This window comes from Fodinibacter luteus (genome assembly GCF_039541575.1).
Classification (GTDB): Bacteria; Actinomycetota; Actinomycetes; order Actinomycetales; family Dermatophilaceae; genus Fodinibacter; species Fodinibacter luteus.
Map to the genome: position 1 here is coordinate 65,326 of NZ_BAABGM010000024.1, position 18,677 is coordinate 84,002.

Consider the following 18,677-nt stretch of genomic DNA (forward strand, 5'->3'; position numbering starts at 1 on the left):
GGGGGCGACCGCCCCCGATCCACCCGGCCTGGAGGGCGGCGGCGACCGAGGTCACGCGCGCACGACCCCGCTGCCCGAAGCGAGGGCCTCGATGGCCTCGAGCACCTCGGGTGCGGTCGTGCGTTCGCCGAGCCGGTTGGCCTTGCCGTCGCCGTGGTAGTCGCTCGAGCCGGTGACGAGCAGGCCGAGCGACCGGGCGAGGCCGGTGAGGTGGTGCACGGCATCCGGGCCGTGGTCGCGGTGGTGCACCTCGAGCCCGGCCAGGCCGGCGGCGGTCATCTCCTCGACGAGGGCGTCGGACACGACGCGGCCGCGGTCGACCGACCTCGGGTGGGCGATGACCGGCACCCCGCCCGCGTCGCGGACGAGCCGCACGGCGTCGACCGGGTCGGGCGCGTAGTGGGCGACGTAGTACGGGCGGTCGTTGCCGAGCCACCGGGCGAAGGCCTCGTCGCGGTCGGCCACGTGCCCGGCGCGCACCAGTGCGTCGGCGATGTGCGGCCGGCCGGCGGTGGCCCCGTCCTCGACCTCGGCCCGCACGGCCTCGATCGTCACGTCGACGCCGGCCGCCGCGAGCTTGGCCACGATCCGCTCGAGGCGGGTGTCGCGGCTCCTCCGGGCGTGCTCCAGCTCGGCGACGAGCCCGGGGTGCGCGGGGTCGGGGAGGTAGGCGAGCAGGTGCACGCTCTGCCCCCGGCGGCTGCACGACACCTCGATGCCGCGGACGAGGGTGATGCCGTGCCGGCGGGCCGAGTCGGCCGCCTCGTCCCAGCCCCCGGTCGTGTCGTGGTCGGTGAGCGCGACGACGTCGAGCCCCGCCGCGGCGGCCTGCGCGACGACCACGCCAGGGGGCTCGGTGCCGTCACTCGCCGTGGAGTGGGTGTGGAGGTCGATGACCACGCGTGCAGCGTAGTGGCCGTGCGGCGGCGGACCCGCGTCGACGGGTGCGCTCAGCCCGCGGTCGCCGGGCCGGGCCAGGAGCGGTCGGGCACGGGCGTCGGCCGCCCGGGCTGCTCGCCGCCGCGGGCCTCGAGGTAGTTCTCCTTGGGCACCATGACCTTGCGGCGGAAGATGCACACGACCTTGCCGTCCTGGTTGTAGCCGATCGTCTCGACGTGCACGACGCCCCGGTCGTCCTTGCTCGTGCTCTCCCACTTGTCGAGCACCGTCGTCTCGCCGTAGAGGGTGTCTCCGTGGAAGGTCGGGGCGACGTGGCGCAGGCTCTCGATCTCGAGGTTGGCGATGGCCTTGCCGCTGATGTCGGGGACGCTCATGCCGAGCAGGATCGAGTAGACGTAGTTGCCGACGACGACGTTCTGCCCGAACTGGGTCGTCTCCTGCGCGTAGTGCGTGTCGAGGTGCAGGGGGTGGTGGTTCATCGTGAGCAGGCAGAACAGGTGGTCGTCGTACTCGGTGACCGTCTTCCCCGGCCAGTGCTTGTACGTCGCACCGACCTCGAACTCCTCGTAGCTGCGCCCGAACTGCACCGGTTGACTCCATTCGCTCGACGTGAGGCGCCCATCCTCGCGCGAGTGCCCGGCATCCGGCAGGGGGATGGCGCGTGCCCTTCCTCACGCTTGCCCGCCACGCCGCGGGGGCGGGACGCGTGGGAGGTCACTGCAGACAGGCAGTGCAGCCGATTCGCGTCGGCGGCCGTGCTCACCGGGCGCGCCCGACGCCTCCACTGCCTGTCGGTGGGTACGCGAACTGCCGGATGCCGGATGCTCGGGGCCGCGGGTGACGTGGCTCGGGGCCGCGGGTGAGTGGGTCCGAGCGCCGGATGCCGTGGCGCGGCCGGGTGCCGGCCGGCCCGAGGGGGACGCCCCCTACCCTGCTGACCATGGGTGACTTCATCGGAGCGGTCGACCAGGGCACGACGAGCACGCGGTTCATCGTCTTCGACCACGACGGACGCCCCGTCGCGAGCCACCAGCTCGAGCACGAGCAGGTGCTCCCGCGCGCCGGCTGGGTCGAGCACAACCCCCTCGAGATCTGGGACCGCACCCGGACCGTCATCGGCAGCGCACTGACGACCGCGGGCCTCGCGACGTCCGACCTGGCCGCCATCGGGGTCACGAACCAGCGGGAGACGGCGGTCGTCTGGGACCGCCGCACCGGCCGACCGTTCCACAACGCCGTCGTGTGGCAGGACACCCGCACCGACTCGATCGCCAAGGCGCTCGACGCCGACGGTCGCGGTGACGTCATCCGGCACAAGGCCGGCCTGCCCCCCGCGACGTACTTCTCCGCGGGCAAGGTCCAGTGGCTGCTCGAGCACGTCGACGGGCTGCGCGCGGCGGCCGAGCGCGGCGACGCCCTCTTCGGCACGCCCGACACGTGGGTCGTCTGGAACCTCACCGGCGGCCCGGACGGCGGCATCCACGCGACGGACGTGACGAACGCGAGCCGCACGATGCTCATGGACCTCACGAGCCTGGACTGGGACGACGAGCTGCTCGGCTTCTTCGGCATCCCCCGGCAGATGCTCCCGAGCATCCACAGCAGCAGCCACCGCACCGCCTTCGGCGAGACGGCGGGCGGTCGCGGCAGCAGTGCCGTGCCGATCACCGGCGTCCTCGGCGACCAGCAGGCGGCGACGGTCGGGCAGGTCTGCTTCGAGCCCGGCGAGGCGAAGAACACCTACGGCACCGGGAACTTCCTCCTCCTCAACACCGGCGAGGAGCTCGTCCGCAGCCGCAACGGCCTCCTCACGACGGTCGCGTACCGCTTCGGCGACGCCGCGCCCGTCTACGCCCTCGAGGGCTCGATCGCCGTCACGGGCAGCGCGGTGCAGTGGCTGCGCGACCAGCTCGGCATCATCTCCGGCGCGTCCGAGGTCGAGGCCCTCGCGGCCTCGGTCGACGACACCGGTGGGGTCTACTTCGTCCCCGCGTTCAGCGGCCTGTTCGCCCCCTACTGGCGCAGCGACGCGCGCGGGGCGATCGTCGGGCTGTCGCGCTTCAACACCAACGCCCACCTGGCCCGCGCGACCCTCGAGGCCATCTGCTACCAGTCGCGCGACGTCGTCGACGCGATGGCGGCCGACTCCGGCGTGGCCCTCACGACGCTCAAGGTCGACGGCGGCATCACCGCGAACCGGCTGTGCATGCAGCTGCAGGCCGACATCCTCGGCGTCCCCGTGTCCAAGCCGGTCGTCCCCGAGACGACGGCCCTCGGCGCGGCGTACGCCGCCGGCCTCGCCACGGGCTACTGGTCCGGCACCGACGAGCTGCGGGCCAACTGGGCCGAGGCGGAGCGGTGGCAGCCGCGGTGGAACGACGCCCAGCGGCGCGACGGGTACGCCGGCTGGCGCAAGGCCGTCGAGCGCACCCTGGGTTGGGTCGACGTCGAGTAGGTCCGGCTGCACCGCCCGGATGCCGGGTGGCCGGCAGGCGCAGTCAGTGCGGCAGGAGCACCCACCAGGCGGTGACGCGCGCCGCCGGGCTCAGGACAAGCCGTCGGCCATCGCGGCGTGGCAGATGTCGGCGACCTCGTTGACCGTGCGGCGACCATGGCTGAAACCGGCGGTGCTCCGCGACAGGATGCTGAGGACGTACTCGCGGTCGTCGGCGATCACCCAGCCGGTCGAGTTGAGCCGGTAACCGTCGGGCAGCGGGCCCCACCCGTTCTTCGCGGCGACGTGCACCCCGCGCGACTCGGGCGCGAAGACCCCCCACCGCTGCTCGGCCACGACGTCGGCCATGAGGAAGCGTGCGACGGTGCGACGGGCGCCGTCGAGCACGTCGTCGCCCGAGAGCAGGGCGAGGACCATCGCGTTGAGGTCCCCCGGCACCGTGCGCCAGTGCCCCCACCAGCCCTCGTCGATCTCGGTGCGGTCCATCCCGACGAGCCCCGCGACCCGCCGCACCTCGTCGCGGCCCACCTGGGCGAGCAACGTCTCGGTGGCCGCGTTGTCGCTGCGGGTGATCATCCGCTCCGCGAGGGCCCGCTGCTTCCTCGTGAGGTCGACCTTCGCCTCCTGGGCCTGCCGGAGCACGGTCGTGAGGACGAGCACCTTGATGGTGCTGTAGCAGAAGCCCTCGGTCGCCTCGTGGCGGAAGGCCTGGCCCCGGCGAAGGTCGACGAGCTCGAGGCCGAGGCGTCCGCTGCGACCGGACAGGTAGTCCTCGAGCCTGCCGGCGAGCCGGGGGGCCTCGACCACCGTCGGTGCCACGCCTGCCGCGACGGACGGGCTCCCTGCCGCGACGGACGGGCTCGCAGTGGGGGATGCCGTGGGCGGCCCGGAACCGGCTGCGGCGGTGGACCGGCTCGACGCCACTATGGTCGCCGCCGCCGGCGAGGCTGCGGCATCGCCGGCGACGAGCTCACGCACCCCCAGACCGAGCACCCCCAGACCCAGCACGGTTCCACCGCCGACCACGAGGCGGCGTCGGGCGATGACCTCAGGTGATGGCCCGCGGGTACGCCGCACGTCGACCCGGCGTGGGTCGTGGGGGCGCAGCGGCTCGCTCATCAGGACAAGCGTACGGGCGGCCCGTGGTGGTCCCCGACGCCCAGCACCTCCCCGTCGAGCTCGATCGACGGCAGCCCCGGGTCGACCCCTCCGCCGGCCGAGGACCAGTCGTGCTCGAGCGCGACGTGCGCGACCGGCATCCGTGACCTGGCCTCGTCGACCGCGGCCTGCATCGCCGCGGTCTCGTCGGCGGGCCAGTAGAGCCGGGTCACCGAGTGCCACACGACGGTGAGCACACCGGGCTCGGCCGGGCCGGCGAGCCGCTCGGCCACCCACTGCGACGCCGGGGCGCGGTCGACGACGACCGGGTGCGCCCGGGCGACCTCGATCGCCGCGGCGAGGCGCGCGTGCCGGTCGACCTGCCACGGCCAGACGAAGGAGGTGAGGTAGGCGCGGCCCGCCTCGCTCGACAGGTCGACGGGGGCGACGTCGCAGCCCCTGCGGTCGACGACGTCGAACGCGACCGGTTCGAAGCCTGCGGCGCCACAGCCTTCGACGACGAGTGGCGAGTCATCGGGCCCAGCAGCCCAGCCGTCACCGACGAAGCGGTAGCGGTCGACGAGCAGGCCGAGCCCACCGGACGCACCGGGTTCGAGGAGCCGCACCCGCCGCAGGCCGGTGCGCGCGATCGCCTCGGACAGCCCGACGAGCAGCGCCACGGAGCGGGCCGGCTCGTTGGTCTGGGGCGCGTCGCGCAGGGCCTCGTGGAGCTCCTCGACGTGGGCCGCGAGCACCGGGCGCACCGCGGCCCAGGCCTCGTGGTGGTCGAGGTCGCCCCCGAGGGCCGGGTAGTAGCCCTCGAGCTGGGGTGCGTCACCGCGCAGCACGATCCGGAAGAGCCCGGCGAGCAGCCGCAGCTGGGGCAGCTGCTGGGGTGGGGCGTCCTCCCAGCCCTCGAACACCTCGCGGGTCACGCCGCCGACCTCCCAGTCGTCGGCCATCCCGGCGAGCAGGGAGGCGTAGAGGTGGTCCGCGTCGCCGAAGTGGGCGCGGAGCCGGTGGGCCAGCGTCGTGCCCTCGTGCGCGCCCATGGGGGCAGGCTACTTCGGCGACTTCGTCGGCCGGGGCGTCGGCACGACACCCTTGCCCGGGCGGGTGCGCGTCGGATCGGGCGTCGGGGCCACCTCGGGCGTCACGACGGGCGCCGGAGCACTCGTCGGCGCACTCGTCGGGGCGGGCTCCGGCGCGCGCGAGGGCGGCGGGTCGGGGAGCGCCGGCGAGGGCTGCGGGACCCCGACGACGACGGGCGTCGACGTCGCCGACGGGCTCGGCGTCGGCGCGACCCGGACGGGGACCGTGGTGCTCACGACGGCCACCGCACCGAGCGCGACGACCGGCCCGGGGCGACGAGGAGCACTGTGCCGACCCATCCGTCCACCCTGTCACAGGACGGCCGAGGAGCCACATCGTGGGACGATGGGGCGGTGAGTGAGCAGCAGAGGCAGGCAGACAACCGCGGTCGCTCGACGACCGACGAGTTCCGCGCGTTCGTCCGCGAGGGCTGGGCCCCCCGGCGCTCCGAGGTGACGGCGCCGGCTCCCTCCGCCGCCCCGGCGGCCGCGCGTCGAGCCCGGCTCGGTGCGGCGTACCCCGGGCAGCGGCTCATCGTCCCCGCCGGCGGCCTCAAGGTCCGCAGCAACGACACCGACTACGTCTTCCGGCCGCACACCGCCTTCGCGTGGCTCACCGGCCTCGGGGCCGACCGCGAGCCGGACGCCGTGCTCGTCATGGAGCCGCTGCCGGGTGACGGCGGCGGCCACGAGGCCGTGCTGTACCTCCGCCCGCTCGCCGACCGCGACAGCGACGAGTTCTTCGCCGACTCCCGGTACGGCGAGTTCTGGGTCGGCGCCCGCCCGACGCTCGCCGACGTCGAGCGCGAGCTCCGGCTCACCGCCCGCCACGTCGACGAGCTCGAGGCCGCGGCCGCCAAGGACGCCGGCGAGGTCACGGTGCGCCTCGTGCGCGACGCCGACCGCGAGCTGACCGCCCGCCTCGACGTCGCCCGGGTCGACAACGGCGCGGCCGTCGAGGGGCTGCAGGAGGCCGACGACGCCCTCGCCCACGACATCTCGCACCTGCGCATGTGCAAGGACGACTACGAGGTCGAGCAGATGCGGGCTGCCGTCGAGGCGACCCACCACGGCTTCGACGCCATGGTCGCCGAGCTCCCGCGGGCCGCCGCCCTCGGCCGCGGCGAGCGCTGGCTCGAGGGGACCTTCGCGCTGCACGCCCGGCACCGGGGCAACGGCGTCGGCTACGACTCGATCTGCGCGGCCGGCGACCACGCCAACACCCTGCACTGGATCAAGAACACCGGTGAGGTCCGCGAGGGCGACCTCGTCCTCATCGACGCCGGGGTCGAGGTCGACTCGCTCTACACGGCCGACATCACCCGCACCTTTCCCGTGTCGGGCACCTTCACCGCTGCCCAGCGCGAGGTCTACGACGCGGTGTACGCGGCCCAGGAGGCCGGCATCGCGGCGGTGCGGCCCGGCAACCGGTTCTCCGACGTCCACGCGGCCGCGATCCGCGTCATCGCCGAGCACCTCCACGCCTGGGGGCTGCTGCCCGAGGGGGTCACCGTCGAGGACACCCTCGACAAGGAGCACGGGCAGTACCACCGGCGCTGGATGGTGCACGGCACGTCGCACCACCTCGGGCTCGACGTGCACGACTGCGCCCTCGCGACGCGGGAGGAGTACATGGATGCCGAGCTGCGGCCGGGCATGGTGCTCACCGTCGAACCGGGGCTGTACTTCAAGGCCGACGACCTGCTCGCCCCCGAGCGCTTCCGTGGCACCGGCGTGCGCATCGAGGACGACGTCCTCGTCACCGAGGACGGCTGCGAGAACCTGTCGGCGGGGATGCCGCGGCGCGCCGACGAGGTCGAGGCCTGGATCGCCCGGGTCCAGGCCCGCTGAGCCGGCCCGTCCCCGTCAGCCGCGGCGGATGACGTCGAACAGCGCCGCGTGCTCGACACCCGCGGCCTGGCCGCCGCCCCCGAGGATCATCTGGAGCAGCGCTCGGGGCTCCGGGAAGCTCTCCGGCAGGGCGGCGTTGTAGGCCTCGTGGGCCTCGAGCGAGTGCACCGCCGCCTCGAAGTGCTCGCCGGACACGTCGACCCAGTGGGTGGGAGTGGCGCTCCCGGCGACCGCGATGGCCTTCACCCCGCCCCACGGCTCGAGCCCCTCGCCGGCGAGGTCGGGGTGCAGCCAGCGGTTGCCGGCATCCGCCACGGCGTCGAGCGTCGCCAGGCCCACCGCCCGGTGGTCGGCCTGGTTGACCATGCCGCCCGCGAAGCGCTCGCCCCAGGTCTGGGCGACGACGAGCTCGGGGCGAGTGCGGCGGACGGCCCGGGTGATGTCGCGCCGCAGGGCCACGCCGTACTCGATCGCCCCGTCGCGGTGGTCGCCGAACTCGACGGCGTCGACCCCCACGCGACGCGCGCTCTCGACCTCCTCGGCCTCACGGACCCGCGCGGCCTCGTCGGGGTGCATCGTGTCGATGCCGGCCTCGCCCCGGGTGAGCAGGAAGTAGCTCACCGTCGAGCCGTCCCCGACCCACCGGTGCACGGCGGCCGCCGTGCCGTACTCGATGTCGTCCGGGTGCGCGACGACGCACAGGACGGTGGAGAAGGCGTCGTCCAGGGGCTCGAGGGCAGGGGGCTCGCGGTCCATCGACCGACCATAGCGGGCGGTGGGCGGTGGGCGGTGGCGAGTGGGCGGCCCGACGAACCCTCGACGGGCGGGTCGGCCTGCGGTCATGGAGTGGCCAAGACCCGCCCGGTGGAGTAGACAGGGTCTCACCGGTGTGGGTCGCGTCACACGTGCCCGCGGGCGACTCGATGACGAGGAGTGGTGATGGCTGAGCCTGTGCGACGTCGGAGGATGGGTCTGAGGCTGGTGGCGGTCGCTGCGGTCGCCCTCACGGCAACAGGGTGCCTGCAGAACCCGAACCCCACGGGCGGCGCGGGGGGAGGTGGCCTCGGCGGCTTCGTCGACGGCGGGACCGCCGACGGCGACAAGAACGTCACGATCCTCGGAGCGTTCGGCGGCGCCGAGGCCGAGGCCTTCGAGGCCTCGCTCGTCGCCTTCGAGGAGGAGTCGGGGATCGACGTCCAGTACACCCCCGACCAGGACTTCACGACGACCGTGAAGCAGAAGGTCAACTCGGGCGACTCACCGGACATCGGCCTGTTCCCCCAGCCCGGCGGGCTGCTCGAGTTCGCCGCGCAGGACAAGGTCAACCCGATCGACACCTACCTCGACTACGAGTCCCTCGACAGCACCCTCGTGCCGGGCCTGCTCGAGTCGGCCCGCTACCGGGGTCGCGTCTACGGCGCGCCGATGCGGCTGGCCGTCAAGAGCCTCGTGTGGTACCCGAAGCCGTCCTGGGAGGACGGCGGCTACTCCGTCGAGCCGACCTCCATGCAGGACCTCGCGTCGGTGACCGACACGGTCAAGGGCGACGGCGTCGCCCCGTGGTGCATGGGCTGGGAGAGCGACCAGGCGACCGGCTGGGTCGGCACCGACTGGATCGAGGAGATCGTCCTGCGGATGTGGGGTCCGGACGTCTACGACCAGTGGGTCTCCCACGAGATCCCGTTCAACGACGAGCGGATCGTGCAGTCCTTCGAGGAGTTCGGCAAGCTCGCGAAGACCGAGGGCAACGTGCTCGGCGGCAGCCGCGGCATCCTCAACACCCCGTTCGGGGAGACGATGAACCCCGCCTTCGGGCCGGACCCCCAGTGCTACCTCATGCGCCAGGGCAACTTCGCGTCGGGCTTCCTCCCGGCCGACGTCCAGTCCGACCTCGACGCGAAGGTGGGCATCTTCGTCTACCCGCCCTTCGAGGGCGGCTTCGAGGGCCAGGCGATCCTCGGCGGCGGCGACATCGCCGGCCTGTTCAACGGCAACGACGACGACGCCAAGGCCGTCATGCAGTTCCTCACCTCCGACCAGTTCGGCGGCGAGTGGGCCAAGGCCGGCGGCTGGCTGTCCCCGCACACGACCTTCGACGCGACCAACTACCCCAACGAGACGACCCGCCAGATGGCCGAGATCGCCTCCAGTGCCGACGTCTTCCGCTTCGACGGCTCCGACCTCATGCCCAAGGAGGTCGGCTCGGGCACCTTCTGGACCGGCATGGTCGAGTGGATGAGCGGGGCCTCCTCGCAGGAGACCGCCGACAAGATCGAGGCCTCCTGGCCGCAGGCCGCGGAGCAGTCGTCATGAGCAGCGCGACGACCGCTCCCCCGCCGCCGACCGTCACCGCGCCCGAACCGGTCCGCGGCCCCGAGGGGGAGCCCGGTGGCGCGAAGCCGGTGCGCCTGCTCGTCGGCCTCGTCGGCATGGTGCTCGTCGTGTGGTTCGTCGCGAACCTCTTCCTCGGCTTCGCGTTCTACCCCGGGTGGTTCTTCGACAGCCGGATCCTCATCGGCGCGATCGCGCTCGTCGCCGGCGTCGGGGGCGCGGCCGCCCTGTTCTACTTCCTCAACATGTTCGTCGAGGCGCTGCCCCGGCGGCTCTCGGAGGGGCTCATCCCCTACGCCTTCCTCCTGCCGTCGCTCGTGTTCATCGGGCTGATGCTCATCTACCCGACGATCCAGACCATCAACTACTCGTTCGCGAACGCCGACAGCACGGCCTACGTGGGCCTGGACAACTACCGGTCGATCTTCAGCGACTCCGAGTTCTGGCAGTCGATCATCAACAACATCCTGTGGATCATCGTCGTCCCGGCCGTCACGGTCGTCTTCGGCGTCATGGTGGCCGTGCTCGCCGACAAGCTGACGGCCCGGGGCGAGAAGGTGTCGAAGTCGTTCATCTTCCTGCCGATGGCGATCTCGTTCGTCGGCGCCTCGGCCATCTGGGGCCTCATCTACGCCTACGACAACCCCGGGCAGCCGCAGACCGGCCTCCTCAACGCGATCTGGGTCGCTCTCGGCGGGGACCCGCAGACCTGGCTCAACATCTCGACGGCGCGGCTCAACTCCTTCCTCATGATGGTCATCCTCATCTGGCTGCAGGTGGGGTTCGCGATGATCCTGCTGTCCTCGGCCATCAAGGGCGTCCCCGAGGACACCATCGAGGCGGCGCGCATCGACGGCGCGAGCGAGGTGCAGATCTTCTTCAAGGTCGTCATCCCGCAGATCAAGGGCACGATCATCACGGTCTTCATCACCGTGCTCATCCTCGTGCTCAAGGTGTTCGACATCGTCTACGTCATGACGAACGGGCGGTTCAACTCCAACGTCATCGCCAACCTGTTCTTCAACGAGCTCTTCGCGAACAGCCAGGCGGGCCGGGCCACGGCGATCGTCGTCGTCCTGCTCATCGCGGTCATCCCGGTCCTCATCTACCAGGTCCGCCACTTCCGCGCCGAGGAGGCCAACCGATGAGCCGCACCCTGATGAAGGACGGGCGCCCCCGCAGCGTCTTCTCGGTCGTCACCGTGGCGCTGCTCGTCGTGCTCTGGACGATCCCGACCCTCGGGCTCCTCGTGACGTCGTTCCGCACCCGCGACGACGCGGCGTCGTCGGGCTGGTGGACGGCGGTGCTCAACCCCTTCGGCGCCGGCTGGACGACCGAGAACTACCGCAAGGTGTTCGAGGGGTCCGACATCGGCACCGGGCTGCTCAACAGCATCGTCGTCGCGATCCCGGCGACGATCCTGCCGATCATGTTCGCGGCCTTCGCCGCCTACGCGTTCACCTTCATGGAGTTCCGCGGCAAGGACGTCATCTTCATCATGATCGTCGGCCTGCTCGTCGTGCCGATCCAGGTCGCGTTCCAGCCGATGCTCGACATCCTCGGCCCGGAGGGGCTCGGCATCTCGGGGCAGTACATCGCGGTCTGGCTACTGCACACGGGCTTCGGGATGCCGTTGGCGCTCTACACCCTGCGCAACTACATGGCGACCCTTCCGGTGAGCGTCGTGGAGTCGGCGAAGGTCGACGGGTGCAGCCACTACCAGACGTTCTGGAAGCTCGTCGCGCCGATGGCGGTGCCGGCGATGGCGGCCTTCGCGACGCTGCAGTTCCTCTGGGTCTGGAACGACCTGCTCATCGCGAAGCTGTTCCTCAGCGCCGACAACACGACCGTCATCGTGCAGGTCCAGCAGCTGCTCGGCACCCAGGGGCAGGGCAAGGAGCTGCTCACGGCGGCGGCCTTCATCTCGATGGTCGTCCCGATGATCGTCTTCTTCTCGCTCCAGCGGTTCTTCGTGCGCGGCCTGACCTCGGGCGCGGTCAAGGGCTGACGGGGTAGCGGACCCCGACGCCCCGTCGCCCGCTCAGCAGCCCGAGCAGCTCCCCGGTCAGCGCGCCGCGCGGCGGGCCAGGGCGGCACGGTCGCGCACCTCGACCGTGCCGCGGTGGAGCACGACGACCCCCTGCCCGGCGAGCACCCGGAGCACCCGGTTCGTCGTCGGCCGTGACGCGCCCGCGAGCTCGCCGATCTCGGTCTGGGTGAGCGGGACGACGGCCGGCACGGCGGGGTCGGGCGGGCCGTAGCGCTCGCACAGGGCCGACAGGCGCCGGACGACCCGCTCGTCCGCGGGCACGTGGAGCGCCTCGAGGAGGTGGTCGGACAGCCGCCGCACCCGCTCGGCGAGCAGCTCGACGAGCAGCCGCTCGACGGCCGGGTGGGCCGCCCGGAGCCGCTCGAAGTCGGCGAACGACAGGCTCTGGGTCACGGCCGGTTCGAGCGCGACGACCGTCGACGTGCGCCGGGGCAGCGGTGCGAGCATGGCCAGCTCACCGAACGCGTCGCCCGGGCCGAGCACGGCGAAGGTCACGGTGTCGCCGTCCGGGGTGGTCCGCCGGGCGGCCAGGCGGCCCTCGGCCACGAAGTGCACCGTGTCGGCGGGGTCCGCCTCGTGGAAGACGACCTCCCCTCGGGCGAACCGGCGGCGGTGCGTCGAGCCCAGCACGACGCGACGGTCGGCGTCCGAGAGCCCGGCGAGCAGTCCCCACTCCATGCCGCCAGTGGAGCACGCCGGGCGCCCTGTGTCACGACCGGCACACGCCGTGCGCCTCGCCGGCGACAGACCCGGGCGCCCAGCCCGGCGAGGGTGGACGCAGGCCCGGGAGCCGATCCGGGAACCGGCCGCAGGAGGCAGTGATGACCGTGCAGCGCAACCACCGGAACGTCGCGCACCACCACCCGAGCGTGCACCGCGTGCGCGGCAGCTGGGTGTGGGAGTGCGGGTGCGGCGGCGCCTCGCGCCGTATCCCCGTGCGCGAGCGCACCTGGCGCGAGGCCGTCATCGAGGCACTCCTGCACTCCGACGCCCTCGCCCCGTGAGCCGAGGGGGCGTCACGGGGCGAGGGGCGGAGGGGGCGTCAGGGGCGAGGCACCGGGCCCGCTCAGGTCGGCACGGGCTGTGGCGCCAGGGCGGCCCGCGCCTCCTCGCGCAGGGCGCCCTCGGCGTCCTCGAGGAGGCGCTGCGCGGCATCCGGGGTGGGCGCGATGGCGGTCAGCCCCACCCGGCCGAAGGCCGTGATGGCGCTGAGCATGTGGAAGACGACGCCGATCTGGCGGGCCTGGTCGAAGTGCAGCCCCGAGCGGGCGACGAGGTCGAACAGGTCCTCGACGCGCAGCCCCCGAAGGCTCGGGTCCTCGAGGTGGTCGGTGGCGACGAGGTGGCGCTCCTCGCCGCTCGGGGTGCGGAACCGCCCCGTCTCGGGGTCGTAGCGGCCGTCCGTGAGGAACTGCAGGGTGAGGAACGGGTGGGTCGTCCCCCCCTTGCGCAGGTTCACCTCGATCGCGAAGGCCTCCCACTCCTCACCCCGCCGCACCGTGACGAAGTCGACGGCGAAGCGGCCGAGCACGCCCTCGCGGGCGAGCAGCTCGCCGATCCGCTCGGCGTCCCGGGTGATGAGGCGCGCGTACCCGGCGTCCGCGGGGAAGCGGCAGCCGAGGTAGGACTGACCGCTCGGTCCACCGAGCACCTGGTCGTGCGTCGAGAGCACCTCCACCTCGCCGAGGGGCGTCACCCGCAGCTGAACGCTCGGGCTGCGGATCTCGTCGCCGACGACCCGCTCCTCGACGATGCCACCGCGCTCGGCGAGCTTGGCGAGGTAGGCGCCGACGTCGATCCGGGTGTCCTCGAGCTCCATGGCGTCGACGCACGCGCCGACCGCGACTGCCTCCCCCGCGCTGCCGGGCTCGGGCAGCCCGGCGAGGTCGACGACGGCGTTGCCCGCCCCGGACACTCCCTCGTTGAGCTTGACCATCGCGGCCCGGATGCCGGGCCGCACGCCCCGCAGCTCGAGCAGGGCGGCGACGAGGTCGTCCCGGGTGTGCAGGTCCTCGGCCCCGGCGGGGTGGGGGACGCCCGCGCGCGCGAAGAGGCGGCGGCACCCCGTCTTCGTCCCGAGCGGGAAGAGGCGGGGGTCCGCGCCGTACATCGGGATGCCGAGGAGCACCGCGAGGTCCCGCTCGAGGGAGGTCGTGTTGTACGGCACGAGGTGCGACAGCGACCGGTCGGGGACGAGGTCGCGGATCCGGGCGACGAGCCGGGGCCGCGCGAGGACCTTCTCGGTGAGCGGCTCCGGGCCCGAGTCGTCGACGGAGACGAGCGAGAGCCGTGCCCGGGCGTGGCTCGGGATGACCCCGGGCAGCAGCGACAGGTAGTACTCGACGACGAGCGGGTTGACCGGCTGGGAGGTGACGTAGACCATTCGCAGCCGGGGCTGGCGCAGGAGCAGCAGGAAGAACAGGAACCGCTCCTCGAGCGCCTGGCTCAGCCCACCGCTGTTGGCCACGACCCGGTCGAGGGTCATCGACGGGACGACGACGACGGACTCACGGGGGTCGTCGCGGCGGAACGCCTGCCAGACCTCCGGCATCCGGGCCTGGAGCCGGTCGAAGACGGCGTTGCGCGCGTCCTCGTCGAGCTCGGCGAGCGTCGGTCCCTCGTGCGCGACGTCGACCACGGCGCCACCTCCGTTCCTAGTGCACTGCGATGATCTCGTGGGCCTCGACCGGCCGGCTGAAGCCCTTGAGGTCGAGCGGGCCGACGTCGCGGCACTCGACCTCGCCGACGATCCCGTGCCGCACCCGCGTCGTGACGAGCACCTGCCCGGCGAGCGCGTGGGCGCACAGCCGGGCCGCGAGGTTGGTCACCGTGCCGATGGCGGCGTAGTCGTAGCGGCCGGGGAAGCCGACCCGTCCGAGGGTGGCGTAGCCCTGGTCGATGCCGACCCCGAAGCCGAGGTCGTGGCCCCGGCGTGCCCAGGCCTGCTCCAGCGCGGCGACCCGGTCGCGCATGGCGAGAGCCATCCGCACCGCCCGGTCGGCGGGGTCCGGGCACGGGACGGGGTCGTTGAAGAAGACGAGCAGCCCGTCGCCCGCGAAGTGCTCGAGCGTGCCGTCGAACGCGAAGACGAGCTCGCCGAGGGCGAGGTGGTACTCGCGCAGCACCTCCATCGTCTCCTCGGGCTCGGAGCGCTCGGCGAAGGGCGTGAAGCCGCGCAGGTCAGTGAACACCGAGACGATCTCGCGACGGTGGCTGCGCAGGAACGAGTCGTCCCCGGTGTCGACGACGAGCTGGGCGACCTGCGGCGACAGGAAGCGCCGCAGCCGCCCGAGCCGCTCGAGCTCGGCGACCTGGGCCTCGACCCGCGCCTCGAGCTCTCTGTTCCACGCGGCGAGCGCCTCGGCCTGGGCCGTCATCGTGTCGTGGTAGCGCTTGACCCGCACGAGCGAGCGGACCCGGGCGAGCAGCTCGGCGCGGTTGAACGGCTTGGTGACGAAGTCATCGGCCCCCGCCTCGATGGCCCGCACCTTCTCGGCGTCGCCGCTCGCCGTCACCATGACGACCGGGATGAACGAGGTCGCCGGCTCGGCGCGGATCCGTCGACACGTCTCGTAGCCGTCCAGGCCCGGCATCATGACGTCGAGGAGCACGATGTCCGGCAGCTGCTCGGCGAGCAGTGCCAGCGCCTGCTCGCCCGACGAGGCCGGCACCACGGTGAACCCGTGCGGTGACAGGACGGCATCGAGCAGGCGCAGGTTCTGGGCCAGGTCGTCGACGACGAGGACGGTCGCGTCGTCGGTGCTCACGGGTCGCCCCTCGGGGCGGCGTGCCGGCGCACCTGGTCGGGCAGCTCGCGGACGCTGATCGGCTTCTCGAGGTAGCCGTCGAAGCCTTCCTCGAGCGCCCGCTCCCGGTCGACCCGCATCGCGAAGGCGCTCACCGCGACGACGGGGATGCCGGCCGTCTGCGGGTCGGCGCGCAACCGGGAGAGCGCGGCGTGGCCGTCGATGCCGGGCAGCTGGAGATCCATGAGGATGACGTCCGGGCGCACGTGCAGCGCGGCCGGCAGCACCTCCTCCCCCGTCATGACGGCCGTGACGACGAACCCGGCGAACTCGAGCACGTCACGCGCGAGCTTGAGGTTGCGGGGGTTGTCCTCGACGAGGAGCACGCTGAGCACGCTCATGGCGCCCCACCGCCCGGGTGCTGCCCGTGCGCGTCGGGGCCGTGCGAATCCGGCCCGTGCGCGTCGGGCCCGTGCGGGTCCTGCCCGTGCGGCTCGGCCCGGCCGCCCCCGGCGGCGACCTGGGTCAGCCGCTCGGCGAGCCAGCTGAGGTCGAGCTCGCCCTTGGACGCGACGAACTCGATGCGGCCCTGGAGCCGGCGGCGGTCGTGCGCGGTGAGCGTCGCCGCCGTGAGCACGACGACCGGGGTGCCGGCCGTCCGCGGGTCGGCGCGCAGCGCGTCGACGACCGCGAACCCGTCGATGTCGGGCATGAGCAGGTCGACGAGCACGACGGAGGGCCGGATCGACCGGATGACCGAGAGCGCCTCGGCGCCCCCGGTGCACGTCGTCACCGTCCACCCGTGCGGCTCGAGGGTGGCTCGGATCAGCTCGAGCGCAGCCGGGTCGTCGTCGATGACGACGACGTCACGACGACCCGCGGCCCGGTCGGCCCGCTGCTCGACCGCGCGCCACACCGCGCTGAGCAGCCCCTCCCGCGAGACCGGCTTGACGAGGTAGTCCGAGGCCCCGAGGGCGAAGCCCCGGCCCCGCTCGGGCAGCACCGAGACGACGACGACCGGGGTCGCCGCCACGGCGGGGTCAGCCTTGATCGCGCTGAGGACGTCCCAGCCGTCCATCCCGGGAAGGTGGATGTCGAGCACGACGGCGGTCGGGCGCAGCGCCCGCACCGCGGCGAGGCCGTCCTCGCCGGTGCGCACCGCGACCGGTCGCAGCCCCGCTGCGGCGAGGTGGACACCGACGAGCTCGGCGGAGCTCGGGTCGTCCTCGATGACGACGACCGAGCGCCGGGCGTCCTCGACGGCGGGCTCGCTCCAGCCCGGGTCGGCGGTGGCCACGGAGCCCGCCTGGCGCGGCAGGGCGAAGCCGAAGGTGCTCCCCTCGCCCACCTCGCTCTCGAGCCACATCCGTCCCCCGTGCAGCTCGACGATCCGCCGGGTCAGGGTGAGCCCGAGGCCGGTCCCCTCGGTGCTCGCCGCCGACCGGGTCCCCTGCTGGAAGGAGTCGAAGATGCGCGACCGCTCCGACTCCGGCACGCCGATCCCCGTGTCGGCCACGGTGACGAGCACCTCCGGCCCCTCGGCCCACGCCGACACCGTGACGGTGCCACCGGCGGGGGTGAACTTCACGGCGTTGCCGACGAGGTTGAGCAGCACCTGCTTGAAGCGCAGCTCGTCAGCGCTCAGTGCCTCGGGTGCCGTGGCCGGGTCGAAACGCAGCTCGACGCCGTGCTGGGCGGCACGTTCACGCACGAGGGCGAGGACCCCCTGGATGGCGTCGACCGTGGGGAAGCTCGTGACCTCGAGCTCCATCCGTCCCGCCTCGACCTTGGAGAGGTCGAGCACGTCGTTGAGCAGGGCGAGCAGGTGGCGCCCGGCGTCGAGGATGTCGCCCACGTAGTCCGCCTGGCGCTCGTTGAGCTCGCCGAACATCCGCTCGAGGAGCACCTCGGAGAAGCCGATGACGGCGTTGAGCGGGGTCCGCAGCTCGTGCGACATGCTCGCGAGGAAGTCGGACTTGTGCTGGCTCGTCCGCACGAGCTCGAGCCGCTGGAGCTCGAGCTGCTCGTGGAGGCGCGCGTTGGTCAGCGCGATCGCCGACTGGCTCGCGAAGGCGGTGAGGATCTCGCAGGTCTCGTCGCTGAACGTACCGGGCGTCCGCCGTCGGACGACGAGCGCGCCGACGATCCGGTCGGGCCGCACGAGCGGCACGGCGACGAGGGAGCGCCAGCCGTCGTCGTGGAGCAGCCGGAGGTGGGGGTCGAGGTCGACCGCCGACAGGTCGGCGACCTGCACCGGTTCGCCCCGCGTCGCCGCCCGGCCGACGAGGCTCTCGTCGAGGTCAATCTGCACCGACCTCAGCTGCTCTCGCGCGTGCTCGCCGGTGCCGTACGTCGTGCGCACCCGGAAGCCGTGGACGTCCTCGTCGTACTCCATGATCGAGCCCCCGTCCGCGTCGGCCAGCTCGACGGCGTGCTCGACGATCGTCGTGAGCACCTCGTGGGGGTCGAGCGTGGAGCTGACCACCCGACCGACCTCGGCCAGCGCCTCCAGCTCGTCGATCTTGCGCGCCAGCTCGGCCGAGCGGGCCTGGAGCGCGGTGAACAGCTCGACGTTGCGCAGGGCGAGGGCCGCCTGCTCGGCGAACGTCGTGAGCAGGGCACGCGTGTTCTCGTCGAAGGACTCGACCCTCGTCCGCCACGCCATGAGCACCCCGACCACCTCGTCGTCGACGACCATCGGCGCCCCGACGATCGACCGGTAGCCGCCGAGCCGTTGGAGGCCGGGGAGGTCGTAGTCGGGGTCGGCGAGCACATCGGCGATCTGGTGGGTCCGCCGGTCCATCGCCACTCGCCCGGCGAGCGTGGCCCGGCTGCGGGGGACCGGGTGCTGGGCCGCGTACTCGGCGTACTCCTCGGAGTGGCCCGTGCCGCTCACGAGCCGGTAGAAGCTCCCGTCGAACAGCAGGATCTGCGCGACCTGGGCGCGGCAGAGCCGACGCGCGTGCTCCACGATCGCCGCGAAGACGTCGTCCTCCGACGAGGACGCCCTCGCGAGCACCGACAGGATCTCCCGGGTCGCGGCGAGCTGGTCCCGCGCCTCGGCGAGGCGGTCGGCGAGCCACCGGGCGTCGCCCGGGTCAGCGGGCTCGACGGGGCGGTCGGGCTGCTGCGGGCCGTCGGGCTGGCTCACGGGG

The 18,677-nt window shown here is 73.0% G+C and carries 17 protein-coding genes; 6 read left to right on the forward strand and 11 right to left on the reverse strand.

Going from position 1 to position 18,677, the window contains the following annotated elements; genetic code table 11:
- Positions 1–51: 51 nt before the first annotated feature.
- A complete protein-coding gene (locus ABD899_RS16495; protein ID WP_345207993.1) occupies positions 52–900 on the reverse strand; it encodes a PHP domain-containing protein in 849 nt (282 codons plus the stop codon).
- A 50-nt stretch (positions 901–950) separates the two neighbouring features.
- Positions 951–1,487: a MaoC family dehydratase gene (locus ABD899_RS16500; protein ID WP_345207994.1), complete on the reverse strand. Its 537-nt coding sequence runs from the start codon at positions 1,485–1,487 to the stop codon at positions 951–953.
- A 353-nt stretch (positions 1,488–1,840) separates the two neighbouring features.
- On the opposite strand from ABD899_RS16500, the gene glpK reads away from it, so the two are divergent.
- Entirely contained in the window at positions 1,841–3,355 is a 1,515-nt protein-coding gene (gene glpK, locus ABD899_RS16505) for a glycerol kinase GlpK (protein WP_345207995.1), read from the forward strand.
- A gap of 90 nt (positions 3,356–3,445) precedes the next feature.
- Here glpK and ABD899_RS16510 read toward each other — a convergent pair whose 3' ends face one another.
- Genes ABD899_RS16510 through ABD899_RS16520 form a run of 3 tightly spaced genes read right to left on the reverse strand, consistent with a single transcriptional unit; the run spans position 3,446 to position 5,781 of the window.
- Positions 3,446–4,474, reverse strand: coding sequence for a serine hydrolase (locus tag ABD899_RS16510; RefSeq protein ID WP_345207996.1), 1,029 nt, complete (start codon positions 4,472–4,474; stop codon positions 3,446–3,448).
- On the reverse strand, positions 4,474–5,505 hold the full coding sequence (locus ABD899_RS16515) for a DUF2332 domain-containing protein (RefSeq protein ID WP_345207998.1): 1,032 nt from the start codon (positions 5,503–5,505) through the stop codon (positions 4,474–4,476). The genes ABD899_RS16510 and ABD899_RS16515 overlap by 1 nt, the downstream gene beginning before the upstream one ends.
- Positions 5,506–5,514: 9 nt before the next feature.
- Positions 5,515–5,781, reverse strand: coding sequence for a hypothetical protein (locus ABD899_RS16520; protein WP_345208000.1), 267 nt, complete (start codon positions 5,779–5,781; stop codon positions 5,515–5,517).
- Positions 5,782–5,898: 117 nt separating this feature from the next.
- Here ABD899_RS16520 and ABD899_RS16525 point away from each other — a divergent pair, with 117 nt between their 5' ends.
- Entirely contained in the window at positions 5,899–7,395 is a 1,497-nt protein-coding gene (locus ABD899_RS16525) for an aminopeptidase P family protein (protein WP_345208002.1), read from the forward strand.
- A 15-nt stretch (positions 7,396–7,410) separates the two neighbouring features.
- On the opposite strand, the gene ABD899_RS16530 is transcribed toward ABD899_RS16525, so the two are convergent.
- Positions 7,411–8,151, reverse strand: coding sequence for a PIG-L deacetylase family protein (locus tag ABD899_RS16530; RefSeq protein WP_345208004.1), 741 nt, complete (start codon positions 8,149–8,151; stop codon positions 7,411–7,413).
- Between the two features lie 183 nt (positions 8,152–8,334).
- Between ABD899_RS16530 and ABD899_RS16535 the strand changes: the two genes are divergently transcribed.
- The 3 genes from ABD899_RS16535 to ABD899_RS16545 are packed head-to-tail and all read left to right on the forward strand — an operon-like array spanning position 8,335 to position 11,734.
- Complete coding sequence (locus tag ABD899_RS16535; RefSeq protein WP_345208006.1) at positions 8,335–9,708, forward strand: ABC transporter substrate-binding protein; 1,374 nt, start codon at positions 8,335–8,337, stop codon at positions 9,706–9,708.
- Positions 9,705–10,874 carry a carbohydrate ABC transporter permease gene (locus ABD899_RS16540; RefSeq protein ID WP_345208008.1) on the forward strand — a complete coding sequence of 390 codons (1,170 nt, stop codon included), beginning with the start codon at positions 9,705–9,707 and terminating at the stop codon, positions 10,872–10,874. Before ABD899_RS16535 ends, ABD899_RS16540 begins: the two co-directional genes overlap by 4 nt.
- Positions 10,871–11,734, forward strand: a complete 864-nt coding sequence (locus ABD899_RS16545; RefSeq protein WP_345208010.1) for a carbohydrate ABC transporter permease — start codon at positions 10,871–10,873, stop codon at positions 11,732–11,734. Before ABD899_RS16540 ends, ABD899_RS16545 begins: the two co-directional genes overlap by 4 nt.
- Positions 11,735–11,791: 57 nt before the next feature.
- On the opposite strand, the gene ABD899_RS16550 is transcribed toward ABD899_RS16545, so the two are convergent.
- Positions 11,792–12,454, reverse strand: a complete 663-nt coding sequence (locus ABD899_RS16550) for a Crp/Fnr family transcriptional regulator (protein WP_345208012.1) — start codon at positions 12,452–12,454, stop codon at positions 11,792–11,794.
- A gap of 143 nt (positions 12,455–12,597) precedes the next feature.
- On the opposite strand from ABD899_RS16550, the gene ABD899_RS16555 reads away from it, so the two are divergent.
- On the forward strand, positions 12,598–12,780 hold the full coding sequence (locus ABD899_RS16555; protein ID WP_345208014.1) for a hypothetical protein: 183 nt from the start codon (positions 12,598–12,600) through the stop codon (positions 12,778–12,780).
- 62 nt (positions 12,781–12,842) lie between these two features.
- Here the strand turns inward: ABD899_RS16555 and ABD899_RS16560 are convergent, their stop codons facing one another.
- Genes ABD899_RS16560 through ABD899_RS16575 form a run of 4 tightly spaced genes read right to left on the reverse strand, consistent with a single transcriptional unit; the run spans position 12,843 to position 18,673 of the window.
- Positions 12,843–14,414, reverse strand: a complete 1,572-nt coding sequence (locus ABD899_RS16560) for a peptide ligase PGM1-related protein (RefSeq protein ID WP_345208016.1) — start codon at positions 14,412–14,414, stop codon at positions 12,843–12,845.
- Between the two features lie 16 nt (positions 14,415–14,430).
- Positions 14,431–15,543, reverse strand: a complete 1,113-nt coding sequence (locus ABD899_RS16565; protein ID WP_345208018.1) for an adenylate/guanylate cyclase domain-containing protein — start codon at positions 15,541–15,543, stop codon at positions 14,431–14,433.
- Positions 15,540–15,923 carry a response regulator gene (locus ABD899_RS16570; RefSeq protein ID WP_345208020.1) on the reverse strand — a complete coding sequence of 128 codons (384 nt, stop codon included), beginning with the start codon at positions 15,921–15,923 and terminating at the stop codon, positions 15,540–15,542. The genes ABD899_RS16565 and ABD899_RS16570 overlap by 4 nt, the downstream gene beginning before the upstream one ends.
- Complete coding sequence (locus ABD899_RS16575) at positions 15,920–18,673, reverse strand: GAF domain-containing protein (protein WP_345208022.1); 2,754 nt, start codon at positions 18,671–18,673, stop codon at positions 15,920–15,922. Before ABD899_RS16575 ends, ABD899_RS16570 begins: the two co-directional genes overlap by 4 nt.
- Positions 18,674–18,677 lie beyond the last annotated feature (4 nt).